The 21931-nt window shown below is 37.0% G+C and carries 19 protein-coding genes; all 19 read right to left on the reverse strand.

Annotated features, from left to right (window positions below):
* Positions 1-83 precede the first annotated feature (83 nt).
* The gene (locus tag V6670_RS14250) at positions 84-356 is read right to left on the reverse strand and encodes an SMI1/KNR4 family protein (protein WP_338651466.1); all 273 of its coding nucleotides are present in this window, start codon (positions 354-356) and stop codon (positions 84-86) included.
* Positions 357-511: 155 nt separating this feature from the next.
* A complete protein-coding gene (locus V6670_RS14255) occupies positions 512-1453 on the reverse strand; it encodes an ADP-ribosylglycohydrolase family protein (RefSeq protein WP_338651467.1) in 942 nt (313 codons plus the stop codon).
* Positions 1454-2141: 688 nt separating this feature from the next.
* The gene (locus V6670_RS14260; RefSeq protein ID WP_141905495.1) at positions 2142-2525 is read right to left on the reverse strand and encodes a hypothetical protein; all 384 of its coding nucleotides are present in this window, start codon (positions 2523-2525) and stop codon (positions 2142-2144) included.
* Positions 2526-2726: 201 nt separating this feature from the next.
* The gene (locus tag V6670_RS14265) at positions 2727-3122 is read right to left on the reverse strand and encodes a hypothetical protein (RefSeq protein ID WP_338651468.1); all 396 of its coding nucleotides are present in this window, start codon (positions 3120-3122) and stop codon (positions 2727-2729) included.
* 831 nt (positions 3123-3953) lie between these two features.
* Complete coding sequence (locus tag V6670_RS14270) at positions 3954-4367, reverse strand: hypothetical protein (protein ID WP_222423558.1); 414 nt, start codon at positions 4365-4367, stop codon at positions 3954-3956.
* The gene (locus V6670_RS14275) at positions 4357-5073 is read right to left on the reverse strand and encodes an RHS repeat-associated core domain-containing protein (protein ID WP_338651469.1); all 717 of its coding nucleotides are present in this window, start codon (positions 5071-5073) and stop codon (positions 4357-4359) included. The genes V6670_RS14270 and V6670_RS14275 overlap by 11 nt, the downstream gene beginning before the upstream one ends.
* 27 nt (positions 5074-5100) lie before the next feature.
* Positions 5101-5538 carry an RHS repeat domain-containing protein gene (locus tag V6670_RS14280; protein WP_338651470.1) on the reverse strand — a complete coding sequence of 146 codons (438 nt, stop codon included), beginning with the start codon at positions 5536-5538 and terminating at the stop codon, positions 5101-5103.
* An 807-nt stretch (positions 5539-6345) separates the two neighbouring features.
* On the reverse strand, positions 6346-6654 hold the full coding sequence (locus V6670_RS14285) for a hypothetical protein (protein ID WP_058844148.1): 309 nt from the start codon (positions 6652-6654) through the stop codon (positions 6346-6348).
* Positions 6655-6692: 38 nt separating this feature from the next.
* Positions 6693-7292 (reverse strand): RHS repeat-associated core domain-containing protein, encoded by a 600-nt coding sequence (locus V6670_RS14290; RefSeq protein ID WP_338651471.1) that lies wholly within the window; start codon positions 7290-7292, stop codon positions 6693-6695.
* A 402-nt stretch (positions 7293-7694) separates the two neighbouring features.
* Complete coding sequence (locus V6670_RS14295) at positions 7695-8141, reverse strand: NADAR family protein (RefSeq protein ID WP_338654635.1); 447 nt, start codon at positions 8139-8141, stop codon at positions 7695-7697.
* A 66-nt stretch (positions 8142-8207) separates the two neighbouring features.
* Positions 8208-8645 (reverse strand): hypothetical protein, encoded by a 438-nt coding sequence (locus tag V6670_RS14300; protein WP_338651472.1) that lies wholly within the window; start codon positions 8643-8645, stop codon positions 8208-8210.
* On the reverse strand, positions 8635-14154 hold the full coding sequence (locus V6670_RS14305; protein ID WP_338651473.1) for an RHS repeat-associated core domain-containing protein: 5520 nt from the start codon (positions 14152-14154) through the stop codon (positions 8635-8637). The genes V6670_RS14300 and V6670_RS14305 overlap by 11 nt, the downstream gene beginning before the upstream one ends.
* Before the next feature lie 29 nt (positions 14155-14183).
* The gene (locus tag V6670_RS14310) at positions 14184-14582 is read right to left on the reverse strand and encodes a DUF4280 domain-containing protein (protein ID WP_051891603.1); all 399 of its coding nucleotides are present in this window, start codon (positions 14580-14582) and stop codon (positions 14184-14186) included.
* Between the two features lie 76 nt (positions 14583-14658).
* Complete coding sequence (locus V6670_RS14315; protein WP_051891604.1) at positions 14659-15156, reverse strand: hypothetical protein; 498 nt, start codon at positions 15154-15156, stop codon at positions 14659-14661.
* A 24-nt stretch (positions 15157-15180) separates the two neighbouring features.
* Entirely contained in the window at positions 15181-16278 is a 1098-nt protein-coding gene (locus V6670_RS14320; protein WP_338651474.1) for a pentapeptide repeat-containing protein, read from the reverse strand.
* A 15-nt stretch (positions 16279-16293) separates the two neighbouring features.
* Positions 16294-17805, reverse strand: a complete 1512-nt coding sequence (locus V6670_RS14325; protein ID WP_036120168.1) for a phage baseplate assembly protein V — start codon at positions 17803-17805, stop codon at positions 16294-16296.
* A complete protein-coding gene (locus tag V6670_RS14330) occupies positions 17805-18443 on the reverse strand; it encodes a hypothetical protein (RefSeq protein WP_338651475.1) in 639 nt (212 codons plus the stop codon). The genes V6670_RS14325 and V6670_RS14330 overlap by 1 nt, the downstream gene beginning before the upstream one ends.
* A 66-nt stretch (positions 18444-18509) precedes the next feature.
* Positions 18510-19283: a DNA and RNA helicase gene (locus V6670_RS14335; RefSeq protein ID WP_338651476.1), complete on the reverse strand. Its 774-nt coding sequence runs from the start codon at positions 19281-19283 to the stop codon at positions 18510-18512.
* A gap of 38 nt (positions 19284-19321) precedes the next feature.
* Entirely contained in the window at positions 19322-21910 is a 2589-nt protein-coding gene (locus V6670_RS14340; RefSeq protein ID WP_338654637.1) for a molecular chaperone, read from the reverse strand.
* Between the last annotated feature and the right edge of the window lie 21 nt (positions 21911-21931).

The raw sequence follows: 21931 nt of genomic DNA on the forward strand, positions 1-21931 counted from the left end.
AATCAAATTCTCCAAAAATAGACATAAAATCAAATAAAAAGCCTATTCCCAAGAGCAGGAATAAGCTTCTAATAGTTGCATAGCTATATTGTTTCTAACTGACAGCCATCTTGTAGCCACTTGTTTAAATCGGATGTGATTAACGTAGCATGTTGGGGATTCATATCACCACAATCCACCGCAAAAACGTGACCATCCTCTCCTTGTCTATTCATTAGAAAAACCATTCCACCCCCATCATCACCAATGGCTATATAGCCCTTCGCATATTCTGCTACTTCCCAAGTCTCGTTTCTTTCTAGCAATTCTACTGTACCGTAAATTAACACGCCGTTAGTGAACGATAAACCATTCATCTCTTTTAAGACATATCAATAAACTTGAGGGAGATGGAAAGTCAGGCCCTTCTCCACATGTAGAATTTCGTGCTCTGTAGCAGGTGGATTGGCCGCCGCACTATTATGTAGTGGGTACATTTCGTCACCATCCTTTCGTTTGAAATAGCTTACACCTAAGCTGCACAAAATTCGTAAAATGCCATGATTAAGTGGTCAATCTCTTTTTTCTTAATCATTTTATCCAACCATTCATGTGGAATTTCATCCATACTCTTATACATACCCGCAATAGCGCCCGTAATGGCTGCAACGGTATCTGTATCCTCTCCCAGATTTACAGCCCTTAGAATAGCCTCTTTAAACGTTGTAGAATTACCTACACACCAGATTGCGGCCTCTAGTGAATGGACAATATAGCCACTTGAGCTAATATCACGCTCTGCAATCTTTAAAAAGTTTTCCTCAAAAATCCTTGCATATGCATTTAGCTCCGCTCGCAGATCATCCTGTAAATGACTTTGGAGCAATGAATATACCTCCTTTAAGGCTGCTTCTAGCGTATTATTTCGATACAAGCTTAATAGCAATTCAATATAAATGATGGACCCAACGATTGAACGTGGATGGGCATGCGTAATTTCTGTATATTGTTGTACCCACGCTTTTCTTTTATCAAAATCTAACTCATTCATCACCACAAATACGATAGGCGCTATCCTCATAAGGGTGCCATTGCCATTATCAAACTCGCCCGTTTTCCCACAATGCTCAGGTAAAACACCATTTTTATAGTTCGTAACGGCTTCAGCAGTCGTGATGCCTATATCAAACATTTCTCCAAATGGTGTAAGATAGCCCTGCTCCATGTATCGTACAAACTTATTCATTAAGGTTTTCGTATCACCTTTTTCAATGATATTTTCGACTAAACATAACGTTAAAGAAGTATCATCAGACCAAGTACCTGGTGGCTGATTGTAAGTACCATACCCGGTCACATCCTGCACATGGAAAGTCCCTCTTTGCTTAAACTCAACAGGTACTCCCATTAGATCACCGATAATTCCACCATATAATGTTGCAAACACTCGTTCCTTTAAATTTGTATCTACCATCGGATGTCACTTCCCCTTTCTATGTCAAACATAATACAAAAAAGACGATAATTGAAGATGTGAATCTTCCCCCATCGTCTGTCCTATAAAGTGAACTCTATTGATATTTTTTCATAAATATTTATGTTTAAACTAATACCTCAAATGACTTTAGCAAAAACATATCTATTATTTTCATGTGGACATAAACAAAAGAGCATTTAACTGTTTCCAACAAACTACTTGTAATAAATTATAAAATTTTCGATAGTTTACTTCCAACAAACGCATTTCCCCACCCGTTATTCGAGCCTATTGAAAGGATTTATATTGGGAAAATGGTACTCGTAAGAATGCCTACTGAAAACATAGTGTTTTTCTCAGCCAAATTCCATATATGTAATATCAAAACTTACTTTTTATACCTGATATTCAAATAGTAATAATCAAATCCGATTTCTCTAAACTGTTCACTTTTGTCATCAAAACATGCTGGTCACATTTCTACCATTCCATCCATTACCAGTATCATTTTCGCTCGTTTGAAAAAGCATACACATTTCTCGTTCTTTAAGAACCTTTAAATCTCTTAATTATAGTATTACTGACCCTAAGTGTCTCCTATTTCTTTTACACGAAAACCAACGAAGCATAAAAAAACTATTGGTAGACAGTTAAGTAGTATACAAGCACCTCTGAATTCAAAACATTAAAGCTCTACTTCACCTGCTTGATCTTGCTCTAGATGAACAAGTGGAACAGGAGAGTAAATAAACGTATCCCCGTCGTCTTCAAGCTTATACATGATACAAAACAAAGCTGAACCTCGCTGATTGCCACTCGGTATAGAGAAAATCATAGCTGGACAACGCAGCTCAGCAGAATGAACGCTTGCACAAAGATCTTTATAAGTAATAGTAGCGAGGTTATCGATATCTACAAGATGCTGTTGACAATCTCCTATAACTAGCTTGTAATACTCTATATTCTGATTATACTTATTCACAAAGCTCTGCTTATACTCCTCAATGCTAAGAAAGCAGCACTCCCAATCTAAAGGTGGGAAACTTAACACATAACGATAGAACTTCAATTCCTTATTCCTCCTCTTTTTGAAATCGAGCTATTGAGAATAATTGAAAAGGGGATTTTTTTTGATAGCCCTTTTTTAACCTTTTCGATTTCTTCAATGGCTTTTCGTTTCCATTGCTTCTTTACTCTAAAATCTTCATTATAAAAAATCACGTTATGAAGCCCTATTAATATAACGTCTCTATTTTTCCCCTTTCCCGTTCTAAGCCTGTATATAATCAAATATCATGGCCCAACCATCCATTGGGCTGCCATATCCCCATAGGGGGCCCGTCATTTTTTCCAATTGATCGATCTTTTCCTGATATTGCTTCACCATGGATTGACGTTCTTTTTGCGTGTACGCGTTCAAATGTTCGTCACTTACTTTAAGTCGCATATTGTGCAGGAAGTTGATCATGTCACAATAAAGTGAATTATCCTCAAACATAATGAAATCTGGGAAAATGGCAATGACTTCGTCAAAGGCATACTGCAAATGCTGCAAGCCAAATTTCCCCAAAACCTCTGAAATATACGGCACAAGATGCGGTTGATACCATCCCAGCCATCCGACTATATCAATGTATCGTTCTTCTGTCGAAATATTTGATGCCAACTCTGTTGCTAAATTTAATGAAATTTCAACTTCGTTTGGAAATCAATCCATATCGAACTTTTTTAAAATCAACGCATCTCTAGCACCTATTACACCAATTGTTGTATCTATAAATTTGGTTTTCATAATGCCCTCCATTTCTTTACCTAAGGGCAACGAATTTCAATTGCCCTACTGGCTGTTTCAGTGCTACATCGTCTATTTAAATTATTATTCCCTAAATTTTCTTTAGTCGCCCTACACGGAATTCACCTTTGAATTAGCCTCTCTAGCAGCAAATAGTCTTCTATTATCTACCGTAAAATCAATGTGTTTGCTTCCAATAGTAAGACATAAAACCTTTAATACCAAGGATTCTAATTATTTTTTTGTTTCTTTTATCAAAAAATCACTATCTTAGTTAAAGTTTTGTAAATAATCCCATTAAGAAAGCAATTCATTTCTAACAAAAAACATATGTAAAGAAAGAGCTTATGTCTTTTTTACATATGTTTTGAAATATTAATCACTACCTTTTTGATAAGGAATAGTTTAATTTAACCCATTTCCTTCGACCACATTCTGCTAATAAACTTGGTATCTTGATCATAGGTTCAAAATAACTAACCGATTCACTTGTTTTATCTACTACTTACAATTCACTTAATATGCATTCCCATTCAACTGAAAGCTAGTAAATCCAACTTACACATTAAATTTAATTATATGTTATCTAACAATTATTCAAAACTCACATTATCCTAATACCTAATTTATATCTACTTTACTAATTCCCTATAACAAATTGATTTTTCAGGGTGAGACATATCTTAATTTTTTCTTCCAAATCTTTTATTTTGTATCTTTGAACATTCCTTTAATCCAATTAATTATTATTTCTTGTATCTTTTCAAAGTCATTATTATTCAACGTACAAACTATCACTAACTCGTTCGGGCTGCTATTTTCCTTAGAACAATTAGTCCAATAAGAAAAAACACTCTCATTCTTAGAGCTTTCTTGGATAATTTTTATTATTTTATTCTCTTTTTTTGATTTTGCGGAAAATATAGGATTTCCATCCATCATTTTTTTTCCATTACTGAAGGTAGTGTTGTAATAAGGACATATCCAATCACTTCCATCAATATTCTCTTTATGCAACCACATAAAAAACATATCAATCCAATATTTTTCTAAAGCCGTATACATATCTTCATCATCTAAATAATTAACAAAATACTGAAGCCCATTGCTATTTTCCACGACACTTATCTCCTCCAACATTATCAATTAAGTCAGGCACAAACGCTTTTCCTTTAATAACCTCTATATCTATTCTTTCATGTGCTGTTCCTTTTACTAGGAAGGTTTTACTAACTGATGCATCAACCCCTCCACTCTTTCCAGCATCTTTAATAAACTTACGAGCTTTATTTAATTCGTTTTTCCTTAATTTTTTTTCCTTGTTACTTAATTTACTTTCTAATTCGTCTACCATGACTAAAGCTTCAGCTACAGTCGGGGGATTGTCTTGAGACCAAGAAATAGACTCTTCAAGTTTTGTTCCTTGCGCTTGGATTCTTCCTCTATTAACGTTTAACCCAAAGGGATCAATTTCCAGCAATGAGTTCCTTACATACCCATAAAGCGTAGGATTCCCACCCGCAAGTCCAATCGGGTCAATTTGAATATAGTTCCCTTGCTCTGGGTCATAGTATCTGAATCGGTTATAATACAATCCAATTTCTACATATTCATACTGCCCTTGATAACGGAATGGAATGAAATCTTTCTCACCTGTAAATTCTTTCATTCGTCCATAAACATCAAGCTCAGCCGACCAAACCTTATGACCTTGCTCATCATAGGCTTCTACAGGTGTTCCAAGATAATCACTAATAATACTGTAATGACCCTCATTTGTGATTTTTGCAGAAGGGACAAACCCTTCATTAAATACCCATGTCACTAGATTATCTGCGATATCGGCATCTGGCTAGGAAGCATTCTCCACTGAATTTTTCAATGTATTAGAATTACCCTGTGACAAATACTCATGCAAAATTGTATTGCCATCCCATACAACATGAGTAGCCTTACCTTCCGAACACTTCTCTATCTGTCTACCTAGTGCGTCATACTTGAACGTAACTTCTGTGAGATCTGGACGGATGACTTTTGACATCATGCCATTGCCATAGTACTCGTACTTCCATGTATCTCCATTATGTTCGACTTTCTCTACGAGATTTCCTTGTTTGTCATAGGAGAATTTGGCATCTTTTGTTTCATATAAATTGCCGACATCCTCGACGCTACGATATAAGAAATCAAATTGGCGACTGTCTTGATTGGCCCAGACAATAGACATCATATTTTTCCTCTGATAACTTAAATGACCTTTAATATTATGAGAATTTGTAAAATTAACCAAACAGAAAGAGTACCAACAAATCCCTCAAATTGGGATTTTTGCTACTCTTTATTTTCCCTGATACATAATCACTCTTCAAATTTGAAACTTCGAATCCACCATAAAAAAACCTAGATGTCCTAAAGCACCATAAACCGTAGATTTGGTAACATTTTTATTCTTATATATATCAATAAAATTTTTGAATATTAGCACATAGACAGTAACTGTTTCAATTTTTTGTTCATAATTCGTTAGAAACGGAGGGGATTCCGAGGATAAAAATTCAGGCTTATGAATCCCATGTCTAAAAACTTGAATTTTGATATTGTAATCCCCTTGTAATTCCGGACAATTTTTTCGATAAGTATTTTTTTAAAAACTGCCCCCTCTTTAAAAGCTTGTAGAATAACCTTATTTTGGCTTTGCTTTTGTAACTCCAAATTATTTTCATGCATGTAACAAATAAAATCTTCTTCAATAAAAGTTACATCGTTATATATTACTCTGTTATTTTTTCACCTAATGTAGAAGAGTCCAACAATAATTGCGTTCCATTTTTCACTTCTTCAACAATCAATTTAAATTTACAAATATCGCATTTGCTTAGAGTGTCATTTATAGGGATTAATTTTAGGGAAAACAAACGAGAAAAAACCTTATCCTAAAAGTAAATAATTTTTTAACTAAAAAGAGTAGTTCTAAAATCAATTTGATTTTATGACTACTCTTTTGACATTCAAAAATTAGCGTGAAATTTAATCTGTAACATATAGGATGACATTCGTTTACTTTGTTTTTTTCATAAACTTACTTTATTTTCATCATTTAATCAGAAAAAAGTTCCAAAGCTTTTTCTTGTAATTCTATTCCAATGTCCTCCAGTTGCTCTAATAAATCATCTTCAAAGTAACCAGATTGAAATGAAAAAGCACCATATATATCAACCATAGCTAAAGCAAGTTTTTTAGGAACTGTTTCTTTATCTTTGTAGAAGTGTATCAATATGTCTAATGCTACTCTAACCTTATTAAGTAACTCACTGTCTAATTCTTTGTTCAATCTTAATTTTACAGGAATCGAATTGTCAGATACTAGTCCATTATATACAGTATCAATTGCTTGCTGTATTTCCATAACCTCACGACCTCTTTTTTTCAAATTTACATTAGAAGCTATTTACAAACCTTTGTAATTTTATTTGCAGGTACATGCCCCTCAACTAATACTTCCTTAGAAGAAACTGCGTAATTATAAGGACGTCCTTTAAACCCTTCTGCTTTAGCCTTTTCTGGGGTTGATACATCAATAATGTTTTTGTTTCCAGCCGAGTCTTTTACCACATCATCTGTATCAAACTTAACTATTGTTTGTCCTTCTTTATTCCACTTTCTAGCAACATCAATATCAGTTGTGGTAGATATAAACTGTGATCCTTTGAAATTTGGACTACTTCCATTCATAACATGTCCGGATGGTTTCATACCTCTTCCAGGATTTTTAGCAGTCAATCCATTAGAAATTTTTTCATCTGGACGCAAGTTTCTATATACAACTATCAGACCAAGTGGATCAATTTCAGATAAAGGATTTCGAGTATACCCATAAAGCGTAGGATTCCCACCCGCAAGTCCAATCGGGTCAATTTGGGTATAATTCCCTTGCTCTGGGTCATAGTATCGGAATCGATTATAATACAATCCTATTTCTACATCTTCATATTGCCCCTGATACCTAAACGGAATGAAATCTTGCTCACCAGTGAACTCCTTCACTCTGCCAGATATATCAAGCTCAGGTGATCAAACTTGCTTGCCTTGTTCGTTATAGGCTTCTACGGGCGTTCCTAAATAGTTACTAATAATGCTGTAATATCTTCATTCGTGATTTTAGCTTGAAGGTGCAAACCCATCGTTAATTACCCATGCGACTAGATTATACATATCACCTTTTTGAAATGGTTGAAGGTCGCAACTCCTCCCTAAAACACAGGGAATAATTGGTGATACCCACATAATGAGTTCACTTGGATTTATATTTCTGATACCGATGTAAGGCATTTACTCGGAACAATAAAACGAAAAATCATATGCAAAAGTAGGATTTTGAATCCCCTCTTGCATATGATTTGTAAGTTTTAATATGTCACAATATCATTGCATTGAATCATAAGTCTCTCAATTATTATAATCTTTTAACAGTTCACGGACTTCCATTAGTATCTTGCCTAACATATTCTTTCCTGAACCATCCTGGCCACACCCCCAATAATAGTCATTAGAGGTCTTTTCTACAATTACTTTATCTTCGGTAGAAAGTAATATAGCTTTTATATCTTTATGTGTACTAAACTTTTTCAGAACTGCTTTTTTCATAATTACATCTTTTACTTCTTCCCAATCTTCCCTAAGTGGGTTTCTCCTATCACGTCCCATTTTGGCAGCTTCCATAGGTGATAACGAAATCCTAATTCGTTCCTCTAATTCAGTACCCACAAATTTTTGGGCCTGAAAATAATGCTCACTGGTTTTCCAAAAAAAACCATCCAATTCAAAACCATGAGGAGAAAAATTTGAGAAACAACCATATTTCTCGTTTACTTTGTAAAAATAAATTTCCATAATATAGCTCCTAAAAATCCGACAATTACGAAATTAAAAAATCGTGAAACCCTTCTTCATCTAATAGAACTAAACTTGTAAACTTTTTAACCACCTATTATAGTAACTGAGCTGTTCCTCAACTTCAACAAACTTCAAACCATCTTCAAACTCAAATATATCAACTATATCTTCTGTTGTAGCTGGTCTTCCAAATTTTAATTTATATGCTAAACGTCCGCTACCCATCGAAAGTTGCATTTGAGATGGATAGACATTTAACGCAGCTCCATTACACATAACCTGTATATGTTTATTTTCTAGATTTTGTCGCAGGCTTTGGAGTGCTTGAAAAAAGTTTTCATGTTCGTAACTTATCATGTCTCCTAAAATCCATAATTCTAGTAAAACCATATCTTCATCGTTTGGAGATTCCTCGTATAGTTTCAAAATTCCATCAAATATTTTTCCGTCATTCATATATAGTTTTATAATTTTACTTTCACAATTCAAAATATCACCTTCCAAATAATAGGTTAGGAATGAATTCTCCTGTAAGTTTCCCACCCCTTTTTACATGTGCTCCAACTATTTCGTTTGGCCTAATGCCTCCAGGTATCGAATGTTCTAATTGTTCAGGAAATGGCGAACGAGCTCCGAGCGTTTTATTAACATCAACATAATTAGAGGTTTTAATTTCATAAACATATCCATTTTTTCCGGCAAAGCTGGTAGCTATATCCTTACTTGAACTAGTAGAAACAAAATTACCAGCAGTTGTGTTACTTAATAGATGTTCCTCTAAGTTATTGTGAGATCCTTTTGGTAAGAACCCTCCTTGAAAGGCTTTTTCTGGGGTCATTGAGGAGCGCTCACCTCTATACAATGTTTTTGAAGTATCACAAATATCCAACCCAAACGGATCAACAAACCGATTCGGATCACGGACGTATGCATATAAAGTTGGATTCCCACCCGCAAGTCCAATCGGGTCAATTTGGGTATAATTCCCTTGCTCTGGGTCATAGTATCTGAATCGGTTATAATACAATCCAATTTCTACATCTTCATACTGCCCTTGATAACGGAATGGAATGAAATCTTTCTCACCTGTAAATTCTTTCATTCTTCCATAAACATCAAGCTCAGCCGACCAAACCTTATGACCTTGCTCATCATAGGCTTCGACAGGTGTTCCAAGATAATCACTAATAATACTGTAATGACCCTCATTTGTGATTTTTGCAGAAGGGACAAACCCTTCATTAAATACCCATGTCACTAGATTATCTGCGATATCGGCATCTGGCTGGGAAGCATTCTCCACTGAATTTTCCAATGTATTAGTATTATCCTGTGAGGAATACTCATGCAAAATCGTATTGCCATCCCACACAAAATAAGTAGCCTTTCCTTCCAAACGCTTCTCTATCCGCCTACCTAACGAATCATACTTGAACGTAACTTCTTTCTTGTCTGGCTTCATGACCTTGGCCATCATGCCATTACCATAGTACTCGTACTTCCACGTATCCCCATTCTTTTCGACTTTCTCTATGAGATTTCCTTCTTCATCATAAGAGAATTTGGCATCTTGTGTTTCTAGTAATCTACTGCCAGCACCGTAAACACGATCTGATTTATCTTTTGTTTCATATAGATTACCAACATCATCGACGCTCCGGTATAAGAAATCAAATTGACGACTATCTTGATTGGCCCACACGAGGTTACTAAATTCGTCGTAACCATAAGTCACTTTTACACCCGTTAGCTCGTTGACCATACTTCGTAATTGATGATTGACGTCCCAATCGTAGGCGCGTCTTCGTGTATTGCGGTTTTGACTACTTACACGATGGTGTGTCGGTCTACCAGTTATATCATATTGCCATTTACTAATGACATCCCCTGGTAGGATTCGCTCAATCTCTTGACCGAGTTCATTGTACTGCATCGAGGCTGTCCACTGAGCTTGCTCAGAGCGAGAAGCTGTCATTTGCAAGACATTGCCCAGCTCATTACGTGTGACATCGATTTTGGCACCGAGGCTGCTTGTTATTTGGGAGCGATTGCCTAATTCGTCATAGCTACTGGCAATCCACTGGTCATTTTGCCACTCTTTGATAACTTGCCCAGATGGGTCTCGTTCTAGCTTGACGGTTACATGCTCATTTTCCGTTTCTTGTAATGAGCCATTTTTGTCATAGCTAAAAGTTTCCCACGTACCATCATAGTAGTCAGAGCGAATAATATTCCCTAGCGCATCGTGCTGATACGCTGTCCAACGATTTCCTGGACGTTGAATGCGCTGAACCAATCCTGCCAGACTACGCTCATACGTTTTTTCCATGTCATCAAAGCCAATTTCCTTGATGATATGGCCTTTCGTATCACGTTCAAACGTATACGCTTCGCCTTTTTCATTGATCACAGCGGTTAATTGCTCCTCTGTATCATAGGTGAATTGGACTTTCTTGTCACCTTGTTTTCGAGACGTTAGGCTACCTAGAATCGTGTAATCGAAGGCAACTTGCGTATGGTTATCCTTCGCAAAAATAATATCGTCATAGGCATTATACTTTAATTGAACGTCGTTACCATCGGAAAGATTGGCTCGTACAAGGCGATTTAAGTGGTCATAACGGAACTTCTCTGTGGCCCCTAGAGGATTGGTTGTGCTAATGCAGTTACCTCGACGATCATATGTCCAGGTTGAGCTTGTCCCGTCTGGCAATGTCACTTGGCTCAAGTTCAGATCAGCATCATAAGCTAAGCTTACCATATGACCCTGCGCATTTGTCACTGTTTCAATCAAACGATGCTCATTATAGGAAAATTCCGTCTTTGTACCATCCTCTAAAATAGTTGTCTGTAATGTACTGTCCTCATTATAGATCCATTGACGACTTCCACCCTCTGCATTCACTGCCTGAATCAATCGATCCTTGTCATCATGCTGCGAGGATAATGTACTGCCATCTGCAAAAGTCACCTTTATCGGGTTTGCCCATTCATCATAGCTGAATGTTGTTGTGCGGCCATCTTCATCCACTTCTTGCAGTAATTCAAAGTCCTCATTATAGTCATAGCTGATCTCACTGCCATCTGGATGAACAATTTTTGTACAGAGATTATCTTCATTAAAATAATAATAACTTTTATGGCCTAAGCTATTTGTAATTTCGTTATAGCCCTCGTGATATGTAAGCTCACCTGCAAGAACATTGCCATCTCCCCATGTTTTGACTACTCGTGCCCCTGTCGTTGGACCATCATAGCGCCAGAAGAAGCTATTTTTATTGCGATCTATTTTTTGCATCATGAGATGATTCACATATTGTATATGCGTACTTTGCCCTAATGCATCTTGGACTTCGATTAAATCTTGGCCATCGTTGTAAACATAGCGAACTAAAACTTCACGACTCATCTGGTTACGTAGGGCGACTTCTGTCATTCTGCCCGCTTCATTGGTCGTAACGTCTAATACTCGCCCTACACTATCCGTTACTTGAGATAAGAAGCCTTTCAGGTTATATGCAAATTGAATATGATGCTCTTGCTCATTTCTTACTTCTTTTAATCGGTATGTTGTCTCTGTTGTTTGTTCAAATACATAAGTCAGCCGTGTGTCATGCTCAAATAAATGATATTCCTCACCTGTATTTTTCAGGGTCATTCTATCTTTTTTATTAAAATATGACAAATTTATTGGTAAAATTGGAAATCCTACTGCGCGACCATCTGTCACAACAATCCCAATCAGGTCTTCTTCCTCAAATATCTCTAAGGCTAAATCATATATAAAGTGCATACCATGACCTGACAAGCCAACACGACTACTATCACTGTACCAAGCACGTTCCCATGATAGTGGGATAGGTCCAGGTAGTTCAAAATCGACACCTTCATAAATCATACGCCCTGTGATTAAATCAACAGGTTCAAAGCCCTTTTTACAGAATTTATCACTTAATCCTTTTGTACAATTAAACTTCTTTAATACCCCATGATTAAATTTCGTCAGCTCTGTTTTGGCCATAGCCTTCATACCGTCTACTGCCTTCGAAACGGCAAGTACTTCATCCATCGAGGCGATAACTTTATCCGCGGCTGTCTTCACACCTTTAGAGCCTTTGTTGGCTAATGCCGAAACTGTATCTAGCGTTTGTGATACTTTTGTATAGGCCGCTTTCATCCCTTTTACTGCTTTTGAGGCATCCACTGCCTTATCCGCAGCCTTGGCGGTTTTACTTGCTGCCTCTGCCACTTTTGCGGCTTTATTGACCTTGTAAGCAGTTTTTGCTGCATCGCCCACTATTGGAACTGCGCCCACTAAGTTCATGGCTGCTCCCATATAGTCTCCTCTTGCCAAGCTAATACCTGCATTCGCAATATCTGCAATGGTCCCGATACCCGGAATAAATCCAGCGACATCTAACGCTAAACTAACATTATCAAGCAGCTTACTAAAGAAGCCTTTTTTCTCTTTCTTCTGCTCTGCTTTTTGTGGGAAAATGACGTCCACTTTTGTTGTAGCTTCGATTGCTTCTTCATTTAGCTTCGGTGGTTGGCTTTGCTTCTCCGTACCCTCTTGATCTATAAGTGTACTAATTAACTGTGTGTCAGCTGCAAGGATTACATGACTTTGCTCCTTCGCTGAAATAGCAATCCATTCCTCCGCCTCTACAGATAGCTCTTTCATTCCACTAATTTCAAGTGTTTCATCTGCCGCTAGCATGATGGTACTGTTACTTTGAAATGTTACACCTTCTCCATCATCCATCTTGAGGTCCAAAACGCCATCTACTGCACTAAAGGTAATATCTCCAACACCTAATGTCATATCTTTTCCCGCGTTGGTCGCTAATGATTTCACGGTCGTGTCTGCCATTTTTTTCGTTTGTTTTTGTCCACCTTCAGGTGTGGCTGGATTAACACGTACCGAGCTAATCACAATGGCATCTTCTTCCACAGCACTTGGAAAATGCAATTGGGCACGGGCCCCTTTTTGTGGCATTAAGTACATTACACCGTTAGCATCTGCTGAATAAGCAAACCAGTGCGCTTTTTCTTTCTCCTGTTTTTTATCGATATCTAAATGAATTTTAACGGTGTTTTGCGTGACATCAATAATCTTTCCTGTAAAAGCTGCCCCAATCAAATCTAAATTGCGTACCAATCGTTGGCGAATACTTTTCTCTGGTTGTGCAGTATATTGAAACTTTAATACACCATCATCAAGATGGACTTCTCGAACCGTTATAATATAGGGCCTTCCCTTTAATTGCACCGAAGTGCCTAGCTCAAAGGCCTTTGTGCTTTCAAACTCACAAAATGTATAATCAGCTTCGCTTACATCCGAACCATCATTTTCTGTAATCAACCGATACGTATCGACATCCATACGTAATATGGAAGGAAGATGATCAATCGTTATGCTTTTCCTGCTTTGAGGTGTACCAAACCAAAATCGTGGACCCTTCCCTTTTAGATCAGGAAAAACAACCGCATGTAGATTGGAGGCCATTCTTTTAATAAATGCCCAATCCGTTTCCAAATATTGAATCGCAATATGACCAATGGTTTGACTATTAGAGGCATGGTCAATGTAATCCCCATGAGGATAGACTCCCACAATGTTATCCATTAACTCCACATATGTCATATTTGCATCTTGAAAAGAACGTGAGCGCTTCTTAATATCCAGATTTGCTGTAAATGACACTGCCTCTACTGTGACCGTGTGCACACCTTGAGATGCCTGTAACTCTGCATTTTCAATTCTTCCTGAGAACAATATGCTCTTATCTCGTCCAAATTTCACAACAATCTCATCTGTATGACTAACTCGCTGAATATACTTTTGCGCTTGCTCTTCAGCAATCATTCCGGTAAAGGACAACCTCGCATGATCATTACCTTTATGTTTTATTGTTAGTTTGTCTAAATGAATAAGTGGATAAGGCCATTCGACTACAAGATCCTCATACGTACTAATCATGTGGACTTCTTTTTCTCCTAGCGCTTTCATTGCTTACCTCCTTTCAATCAATCTATTCTTTAAAAACCTTGTTTCGGTATTTCTAAGTCCTCTTGCCCATCATGAACAATATCGATTTTGCCTCCGCCTGCAGAGCATTGCGTATGACAACGATTAAGTAACGCTTGCTTCCCCTCGATATTGACATTTTCCATCCCTTCCATCCAGTCGATGGAGCATACAGGTGTACATGGTTTTTTCAACTTTAAGCAAACACCAAAGGTTGGGATGTTATCAGGGTTTCGATCCCCAACATTCATTACAGCTTTCTCTTTAATATAAACACCATGATCTTGCGGCAAATTTAAATAATTGAGGTGGCTACCATGCTCACAGGCAATGATTGCGCCATGTACTACATAACTAAATTGCTCTTGTTCCGAACCTTCTGTCTCCAAATTTTCTACAACTTGAGCCATTAAATATCCTTCCCTTCCTATCATTTGTAATAAATTTCCGCTTTAACAGTACATAGCAACAAATGATTTATTAAAATTACTTACTTTCCAATCTTACTCGCTGCAACTGAATCCCAAGAAAGGGGCGTCGCAATATACTTTCTGCTACATCTAAATTGATGACGGTGAAAGCTTCCTTTTGGCCTGCGACTTCAAAAATACAATCCAGTTCCACTTTCTTGGGGTCTATCACTAGCTCTTTTATTCCTCCGTCAGGATAATAAGCGGTTTCATGAGAAATACAGTCCTTTTTCACTATATCCATAAGCCAATACACGCGCTGTGTCCCTTTCTTGACATCCGTAAAGACAATAGCTGTAAAACCTAAGTTATCCTCGTATTTCATTAACAGCGCTTTTAAATCATCAGACACGATTCTTCGAGGCTTGTCTAAATAATCTAGATATACCGCATTCTCTTTTTCTACCACTTCCCCGAATACAGAAGAACAGACAAAGTTTTCATCGAGGTCCGTTTTCAAAGGGATGATTGGATTGAGAATGCTTAGATCTTGCCGAAGAATAAAATATTCCATCTTTTCCTCCTGTATCTATCAGTGCTAATAAATCCAATGAACATCTTTCATCTGTTCTGCGCTAAATTGATACTTCTCTTGATCACGTTTAAAGAAGGTAGCCCCCTTTAAATTAGCACCTGTAAAATTGGCACCTTCAATCTGCGCAAAGTCAAATCTCGCATTTTCCAAATTGGCATTACTGAAATCAGTACCGAGGTAGCATGCCACTTCCCCTCCGGAAAGCCTTAGCGTTTTTCCTTGAGCATAACTAAAATTAGCGCCTACCAAATTGGCATTTCGAAAATCAGTATCTTGAATAGCTGCATAGGAAAAGTCAACATTCTCTAAACCACAATCTACAAAGCTAGTACCAACACAAATACTTTGCTTCAATGAAGACCCTGCTAAATCACAACTGTTAAAAATTGCGTAGGAAAAATCCATCTGGTTAAAATTTTTCTGTTGTAATGGTAGGTTTGAGAAGTTTTCGAATGTATACGATTTGTCCATCTCTTTTTGCTCTAACCATGAGAGAAGGTTTTTATCCACCCGTTCTCGTTCGTCAATGATAGCAACATCCTCACTAACCCCTTTGTACTCACCAACACGAAATCGCAAGCACTCTGCTCGTTGAAAATGGAGTTCAGGTACGCTTTCCTTTTGATAGCGAAAAAGATAGCGAACCAATTGAATGATATACTGATGAAATAGAACTACTATCTTTTGAATAATCCCTCTAACATCAGCTGCTTGAATCATGAGATACGGTTTTCTTTCTTTCTCAAGTATCTTTTGTAAATCAACCATTGCCTCACTAAGCCATGTTGCTTCATAATGTGCTGTACATTCGACCCAATCGAAGTACCATGCTTCACCATATGCCTCTAGCAAATACGTACACTTGTTTTCTAGTAATGAGGTTCGCAGCAAAGAAAGATGAATAAAGGCAACTGGTGCTAACTTTCCCTGTCTTTGCTGATCTCTAATATTCGCAAACAGCTGTTCAAGTGAGTAAATGATTGGCTGTAGCAAAATTTCCTTGTTTTGGCGAAACTGTCGATCAACTTTCTCTTGCAATCGGCTGACATGAACTGAAACGCATTCATCCATAAAATGCTGTAATGCTTCTTCTCGTTTCATACATTCACATCCTCACTAATTTGCTCGCACTTCTGTTCCTTTAATTTCCATTTTATCTTCCATCTTGATTGAATTTTCTTTACAGGTCATCTCAATTTTCTCGTTCGCATTAATCATTATTTGTTTGGCATTAATGACCACTTTATCTGTAGCTTTTAAGTTAATATTCTTATCACTTATTATTGAAATGCCATTATCATCCATCAGTGAAATCATCAATCCTCCACCCGATATGACAATCCGATCAGGTGCAAGTAGAATTTGTTTTCCATGCTTTGTTCTGAGTGTTTTTACATCTGGATCAGCCATACGTCCTGGATCTTGGCGACTATCCTCTGGTGGTGTGGCACTTGACCCGCCACCCCCATCTTGACTAGTTGGATTAGTTGCTGCTAACATCGTATTTGATTGTGGAGGCGCTTTTGAAACAGAGCTAATCGCAATCCCTTCATCCTCATGATTGCTTGGAAAATAGATTCTTACATTATCAGATAGCTCCGGCATAAAATACCATCCTGTGTTATCTTCTGATGCATAAATTGTTGAATATGGAAACCAATAGGCCGTATCCTTTTCTTGCCCCTCATCGAAATCGACATGAATACGAATTTTGTCCCCGGCAACATCAATTACCTTTCCTTGAATGGAAGCACCAATAATAGCTTGATTATAGGTAGTGTGGACACTGAAACCGTTCCGAGGTGTTAACGTATAAATATGCTTGAACAAGCCATCTTTTAAAGTTGAAAAAATTTTATAAACATACAATTTTTTAGATTGGAAAGTAACTTCATTGCCTATTTTGAAGGATTGCAGCGATTCTACTTCATAATACATGTAGTCACTATCAGTAATACTTTCGAGATGATTTTTACTTGAGATAAGAAAATTGCCAATAGCCTTTTTAACCCGATAATTAATGGCCTCCATTTTCTTTGTGCTTCCAGCTTGAAATGGAATACCAAAATAAAATTTTGCAGATGAATGAACTGTATCTGGCACTAGACCTGTATGAAAACGCGAGGCCATTCGTTTAAGAAACTCCCAATCTGTCTCTATATATTGCATTGTAAAACGACCAATACTAGCTCCCTTTGTGACATGATCTATGAAATCTGCACCTTTTTGATCGGCAATACACACATCGATTAATTCACTGTATGGCATACTAGCATTTTGATAGGTTTGATTTTTTTTCTTAACATCTAGTAAATACGTATGTGAAACTGCTTTAACTTCCAAATAGTAAGTGCCCATCACTGATTTCACTTGTACATCTAACGCTAACCCATTAAAAATAGGCTTCGATTGACCATTACCATCTATTTGCAATACCTCTATAGATGTTTCTGCATCTGTCATATATACATAGGAATCTTCAAGTTCATCTGGAATTACACCCGTTAAATGCAATGTAGCATGATCGTTCATTTGTTGCGTAATTTCGATTTGATGGACGCGAATGTTATAGGGCATCACGATCATATCTTTATATGTTAAGGCTGTTTCATTTTTTATCCGATCCATCAAATAACACCCTCTCCATCTAATTTATTTTGGATTGAGATAGTTTCCATCATCCCATAAGCAATAGGTTTCCAAATATTCATCTCTTTCTTCAAACAATTTATAGAGCCCATCGTCACATTTTCGCCTACTATAAACAAAAACATTAAATTATAAATCTTGTTATCTAGTGCAGGTGTTATGAAATCAAAGTAACCAATTTGGACATCGTTCACTTCATTAAAGCCGATATCCAACATTTTTGTTGTTGGCTGCATTTTTTGAAGTATCTCCATCATAGTCTGTGTGAAATCTTCTAATTCCTCTGCTTTTATTTGTTGTTCCATGATTTTCAGCGTGACATTAATAGATGTACTTTCACTTGTATAGATGTAATCGGGTCTTCGGCTGGATGGATATTTAATATCCATTAAATCAGATTCCATTACTTCAAAAGCGGCTGGAATACGCATTTGGATTTGACCATCATAAAAGTCCATTTTCGTAAATTCGATTGTTTCATCTTCGATTATTAGCTGACCATCTTTAATCGCTTGAACAAGGTCCGTATGTAACAATTGTTTTTCTATGTTTTCCAATCGTTTCTTCTGCCTTGCTTGTTTCGCCATCTCAATGACTTCTTCATCCATGAAATTCATCTTTTACCACTCCTTTTAGTTCAACTCCTGTTTATGCCTAAACGTTGTTCACCAACTGAATTTTAGTTAATCGACTATCATACGCTTTGGTCGGTCTGGACTATGTCCTCCTCGACGACCACCACTCTTTGATTCAGATAATATACGGTATAAATATTTATGAATTTGACTATTGGAAAACGCTTGAAATTCTAACTCTAATCGATTGCAAATATACATTTCAATGACATCCCGCTGTACCCGCTCCTGATTCAAACACTCAAAAGCAAAGGTAATATCATATACATTGGTTGGGCGATTTTTTAATAATTCCTTTGCGTAAAACTGTAAAACTTTAGGGTGGTATGTGCTCTCTTGTATACCTGCATACTGACAGTGCAGATAATTCACTGTATTGTATTCCGTGGCAAAATCTAAAAAATTATTTGGCTCGGATCGCAGCCTTGCTCCAGCCTTTAATTTAAAGCGGGCTATTTCTAATTCGTCTAGGGCAAGATTCAGAGACTCATCGAGAAAAATAGTGGCTGTAAAATCCGTGAAGTCTAATTTATTCACCGCTTCAGCAAACTTTATTTTTATAATGGTTTCTTGCCCTGTTGCCTCATATGGAAGCTCATAGCTATTATGCAGTAGATAAAGCCTATTATTATGTTTAACGATCCCTTTTGTAATATGGATAATGGTATCTGCAATCGTAATATTGGCACCTGCTATAATGCCATTTGAATAATCCTGGAAATATAAATCTAAAAATTCCCTTGGATAATCGCGCAAGTTCTCCAGCATTTCTCTTTTTAAAATTCTGCCTTTTTGAAAATGTGGATATTGATTGGTAAACATCTGTCACTCACCTCTTTTATTTTTTGGCAGATGCCTACTTACTTTAATCCATCAAAGAAATCTAGCTCTGATAAATCTGTTTCAAAGGCAAAGAATTCCTTGCTCCCGATCAATAGCTGCTCCTCTTTCCTAGCCACTGGCACGACATGGAAGCCCCAATGATCCTCTCCTGCAAAGACAAAGAATTTAACCTCCCCATTGACGATTGAATCTGTTTCGTCCTGTGGAATTTTATCAAAATAATTCGATGCAATACTTTCATATAGCACAGGGACAAAATCCTCTTGACGATTAATATAAGTATACTTATGTGCTGCTTGAGGATCGCTTCCAGTTAGGAAAAATTCAACCTCTGTGACGCCCCATGGACGGGAGATAGTTCCGTGGATTTGATTCAGTCTCTCTAGACTACTAATCAGAAGCTTTTCCTGACGATTATGAGTAAATGCACTAACCGTATACGGTACAATAGGTGCATCATTTGTTACTTCCGTTTCGATCATGCCAATCTTTTTCGCATTTAAGTAGCGTAATGCGCCTCTTAAACAAGCGAGCTTTAATTCTGGCACTTTTCCAACGTTTTCAGCCTTTTGTCTAAATTCAATGCTACGACCTGGTACAAATTCCTTTAAAGCCTCTCGAAAAGCGTCAATTCTACAAGATTGCCCTGTCAGCTTAATAATGGAATATTCGCCAAGCATGCCACTTTCATAAAAACCTTCTAAAAACTCTCGTACAATATCATAAATATCCGCCTTGATTAGGTGGTTAATTTCTTTAATATTGAAATAAACGTTTGGATAGTCATAAACATCTTTAAATTGGTGGTTTTCTAATAGGGATAAACACCAGCGATCTACCGTTGTGATATTCAAATCACTATCTTGCTGTATATCGCTTTCTGAGTAAAAGCAACTCCTAAGAATACCGGTTTTTCGGAAAAATTCTTTCTTCATTTCCTCGGCCATTTCCCATAAGAAATAATGATTATTACGAACCCTTAAATACTCATCACGCGTATGATTTTCATATTCTTTAAAACGTGTAGGGATAATAGACTCAGCATCCTCAAATGCCTTTTCAAATTGCTTGTAAACTGCCTCGACCCCATAATCATCCACATACCGATAAATATCCTTCCCTGGAATATCAATTAACGCATCGATGTCATAGGCATTTTTCCCACGACTATAATAATTCGCAAAGACAATTTTCATAAATTGAAAAATTCGATACGTAATATTATTACCACCAAAATTGGTATCCCCATTTTCATAGGTTGTATGAATATCAATTTTGTAGGAAATATGTCCGTCCTCTATTCGAAACTTACAGGATGAGAGGTCTGTTGTTCCCCCTCCACAATCGATTACTAGAGCCTTGTATTCCTTGCCATCCATAAAGCTCTGATTCTCTATTTGATTGGCTATCGTATTATAGAGCACTGCCATTCCTTCATCGAGAGCATGCTCAATTTCAATTTGATATTCAGGTAAAATGGCATGAAACATATCTAAAAATTGAGTTTTCAGCTTAACAGGGCTTGAAATATGCAAATGTTGAAAGCGACATTTAAATTGATGCTCAGCCATTTGAATGATATAGAGTAAAAATTCTCTTAGGATTTGACTGCGTGGGATAACCGCTGTATTCCCATTCGCATCCATTATTTCCTCCAATTTTGCATAATTACTAACCCAACGTTTGATGCCCTGAAATTTAGTGGCTAATGATGTATAGCTATTTTTTTTCATAACCTTCAAGGCTTCATAGCCGAAATGATAGTTTATGTGATCAGCGTTTGAGCAATCTGCAACCGCAACCACTGTAGGCACAACTTCAATCCATTCATTTTGGTGTAGTGGGTCTGGGAATTGTACAAAATTGATGCTATTGAGTGTAATTCTCTTATTTAAAAGATCATGGCTACAAGGTGATGAGACATAATCGCTATCCAAAAATACACCAGCTGTTGTATTGGTTGTGCCAAAATCAATGGCAAGAATGGCATTGGTTGTCTCTAATTGTTTCATCTCTAAATCTGGTATTGGCACTTTGTAGTAATGTAGATTTGTTGGTGGGAGTGGCGTCTCCTGATAATATGTTTTATAGATGTACTCTGAGTCTTGCTTTCGCAAAAAAATAAAGCTATAGTTCTTATTCTTTGTCTCGCGTATTCCTAGCGCTTGATCTGCTACTAAGTAATAGCAATTCGCTTTTTCATCGTCTTTTACGATATTTAGAATGCCACATAACTCAAAATGCTCATTTACTAGTAGCACATTGGATTCTACAAGAAAGCCACCTGTTTCAATGAGGTATTGATCTGGCTTATCTATTTTCATGCCTTTATAGAGATTCATTTTGGCAGGTATTTTAATATCACCATTATCTGAAAGTGGTGTTTTTAAATACTTCTGCAGTGCCTCCTCGACTCTTTCAAAGCCCCCATCTTGATTTTCTTTAATCAATAGATGTTCTTCCGCTCCACGGTATCTTAAAATCTTCTCGATTAGTTCGTCCCTAGTTAGCGTATTAATTAAACCTGTTATGAGCTTTTCTTTATAACAAATATTTCGAAGCTGAAAAGTGGTCATCTCCATCAACTCTACACGTGTATAGGTCATATATTTCTTTTCTGTATAACG

The organism is Lysinibacillus sp. Y5S-8, assembly GCF_036894365.1.
GTDB classification, from domain to species: Bacteria; Bacillota; Bacilli; order Bacillales_A; family Planococcaceae; genus Lysinibacillus; species Lysinibacillus fusiformis_D.

Bases quoted from the DNA above. Each gene is read 5' to 3' on its own strand.
- V6670_RS14250 (WP_338651466.1), bottom strand. From the start codon at position 356: ATGAATGGTTTATCGTTCACTAACGGCGTGTTAATTTACGGTACAGTA.
- V6670_RS14255 (WP_338651467.1), bottom strand. From the start codon at position 1,453: ATGGTAGATACAAATTTAAAGGAACGAGTGTTTGCAACATTATATGGT.
- V6670_RS14285 (WP_058844148.1), bottom strand. From the start codon at position 6,654: ATGGAAATACAGCAAGCAATTGATACTGTATATAATGGACTAGTATCT.
- V6670_RS14305 (WP_338651473.1), bottom strand. From the start codon at position 14,154: ATGAAAGCGCTAGGAGAAAAAGAAGTCCACATGATTAGTACGTATGAG.
- V6670_RS14310 (WP_051891603.1), bottom strand. From the start codon at position 14,582: ATGGCTCAAGTTGTAGAAAATTTGGAGACAGAAGGTTCGGAACAAGAG.
- V6670_RS14315 (WP_051891604.1), bottom strand. From the start codon at position 15,156: ATGGAATATTTTATTCTTCGGCAAGATCTAAGCATTCTCAATCCAATC.
- V6670_RS14320 (WP_338651474.1), bottom strand. From the start codon at position 16,278: ATGAAACGAGAAGAAGCATTACAGCATTTTATGGATGAATGCGTTTCA.
- V6670_RS14325 (WP_036120168.1), bottom strand. From the start codon at position 17,805: ATGGATCGGATAAAAAATGAAACAGCCTTAACATATAAAGATATGATC.
- V6670_RS14330 (WP_338651475.1), bottom strand. From the start codon at position 18,443: ATGAATTTCATGGATGAAGAAGTCATTGAGATGGCGAAACAAGCAAGG.
- V6670_RS14335 (WP_338651476.1), bottom strand. From the start codon at position 19,283: ATGTTTACCAATCAATATCCACATTTTCAAAAAGGCAGAATTTTAAAA.
- V6670_RS14340 (WP_338654637.1), bottom strand. From the start codon at position 21,910: ATGACCTATACACGTGTAGAGTTGATGGAGATGACCACTTTTCAGCTT.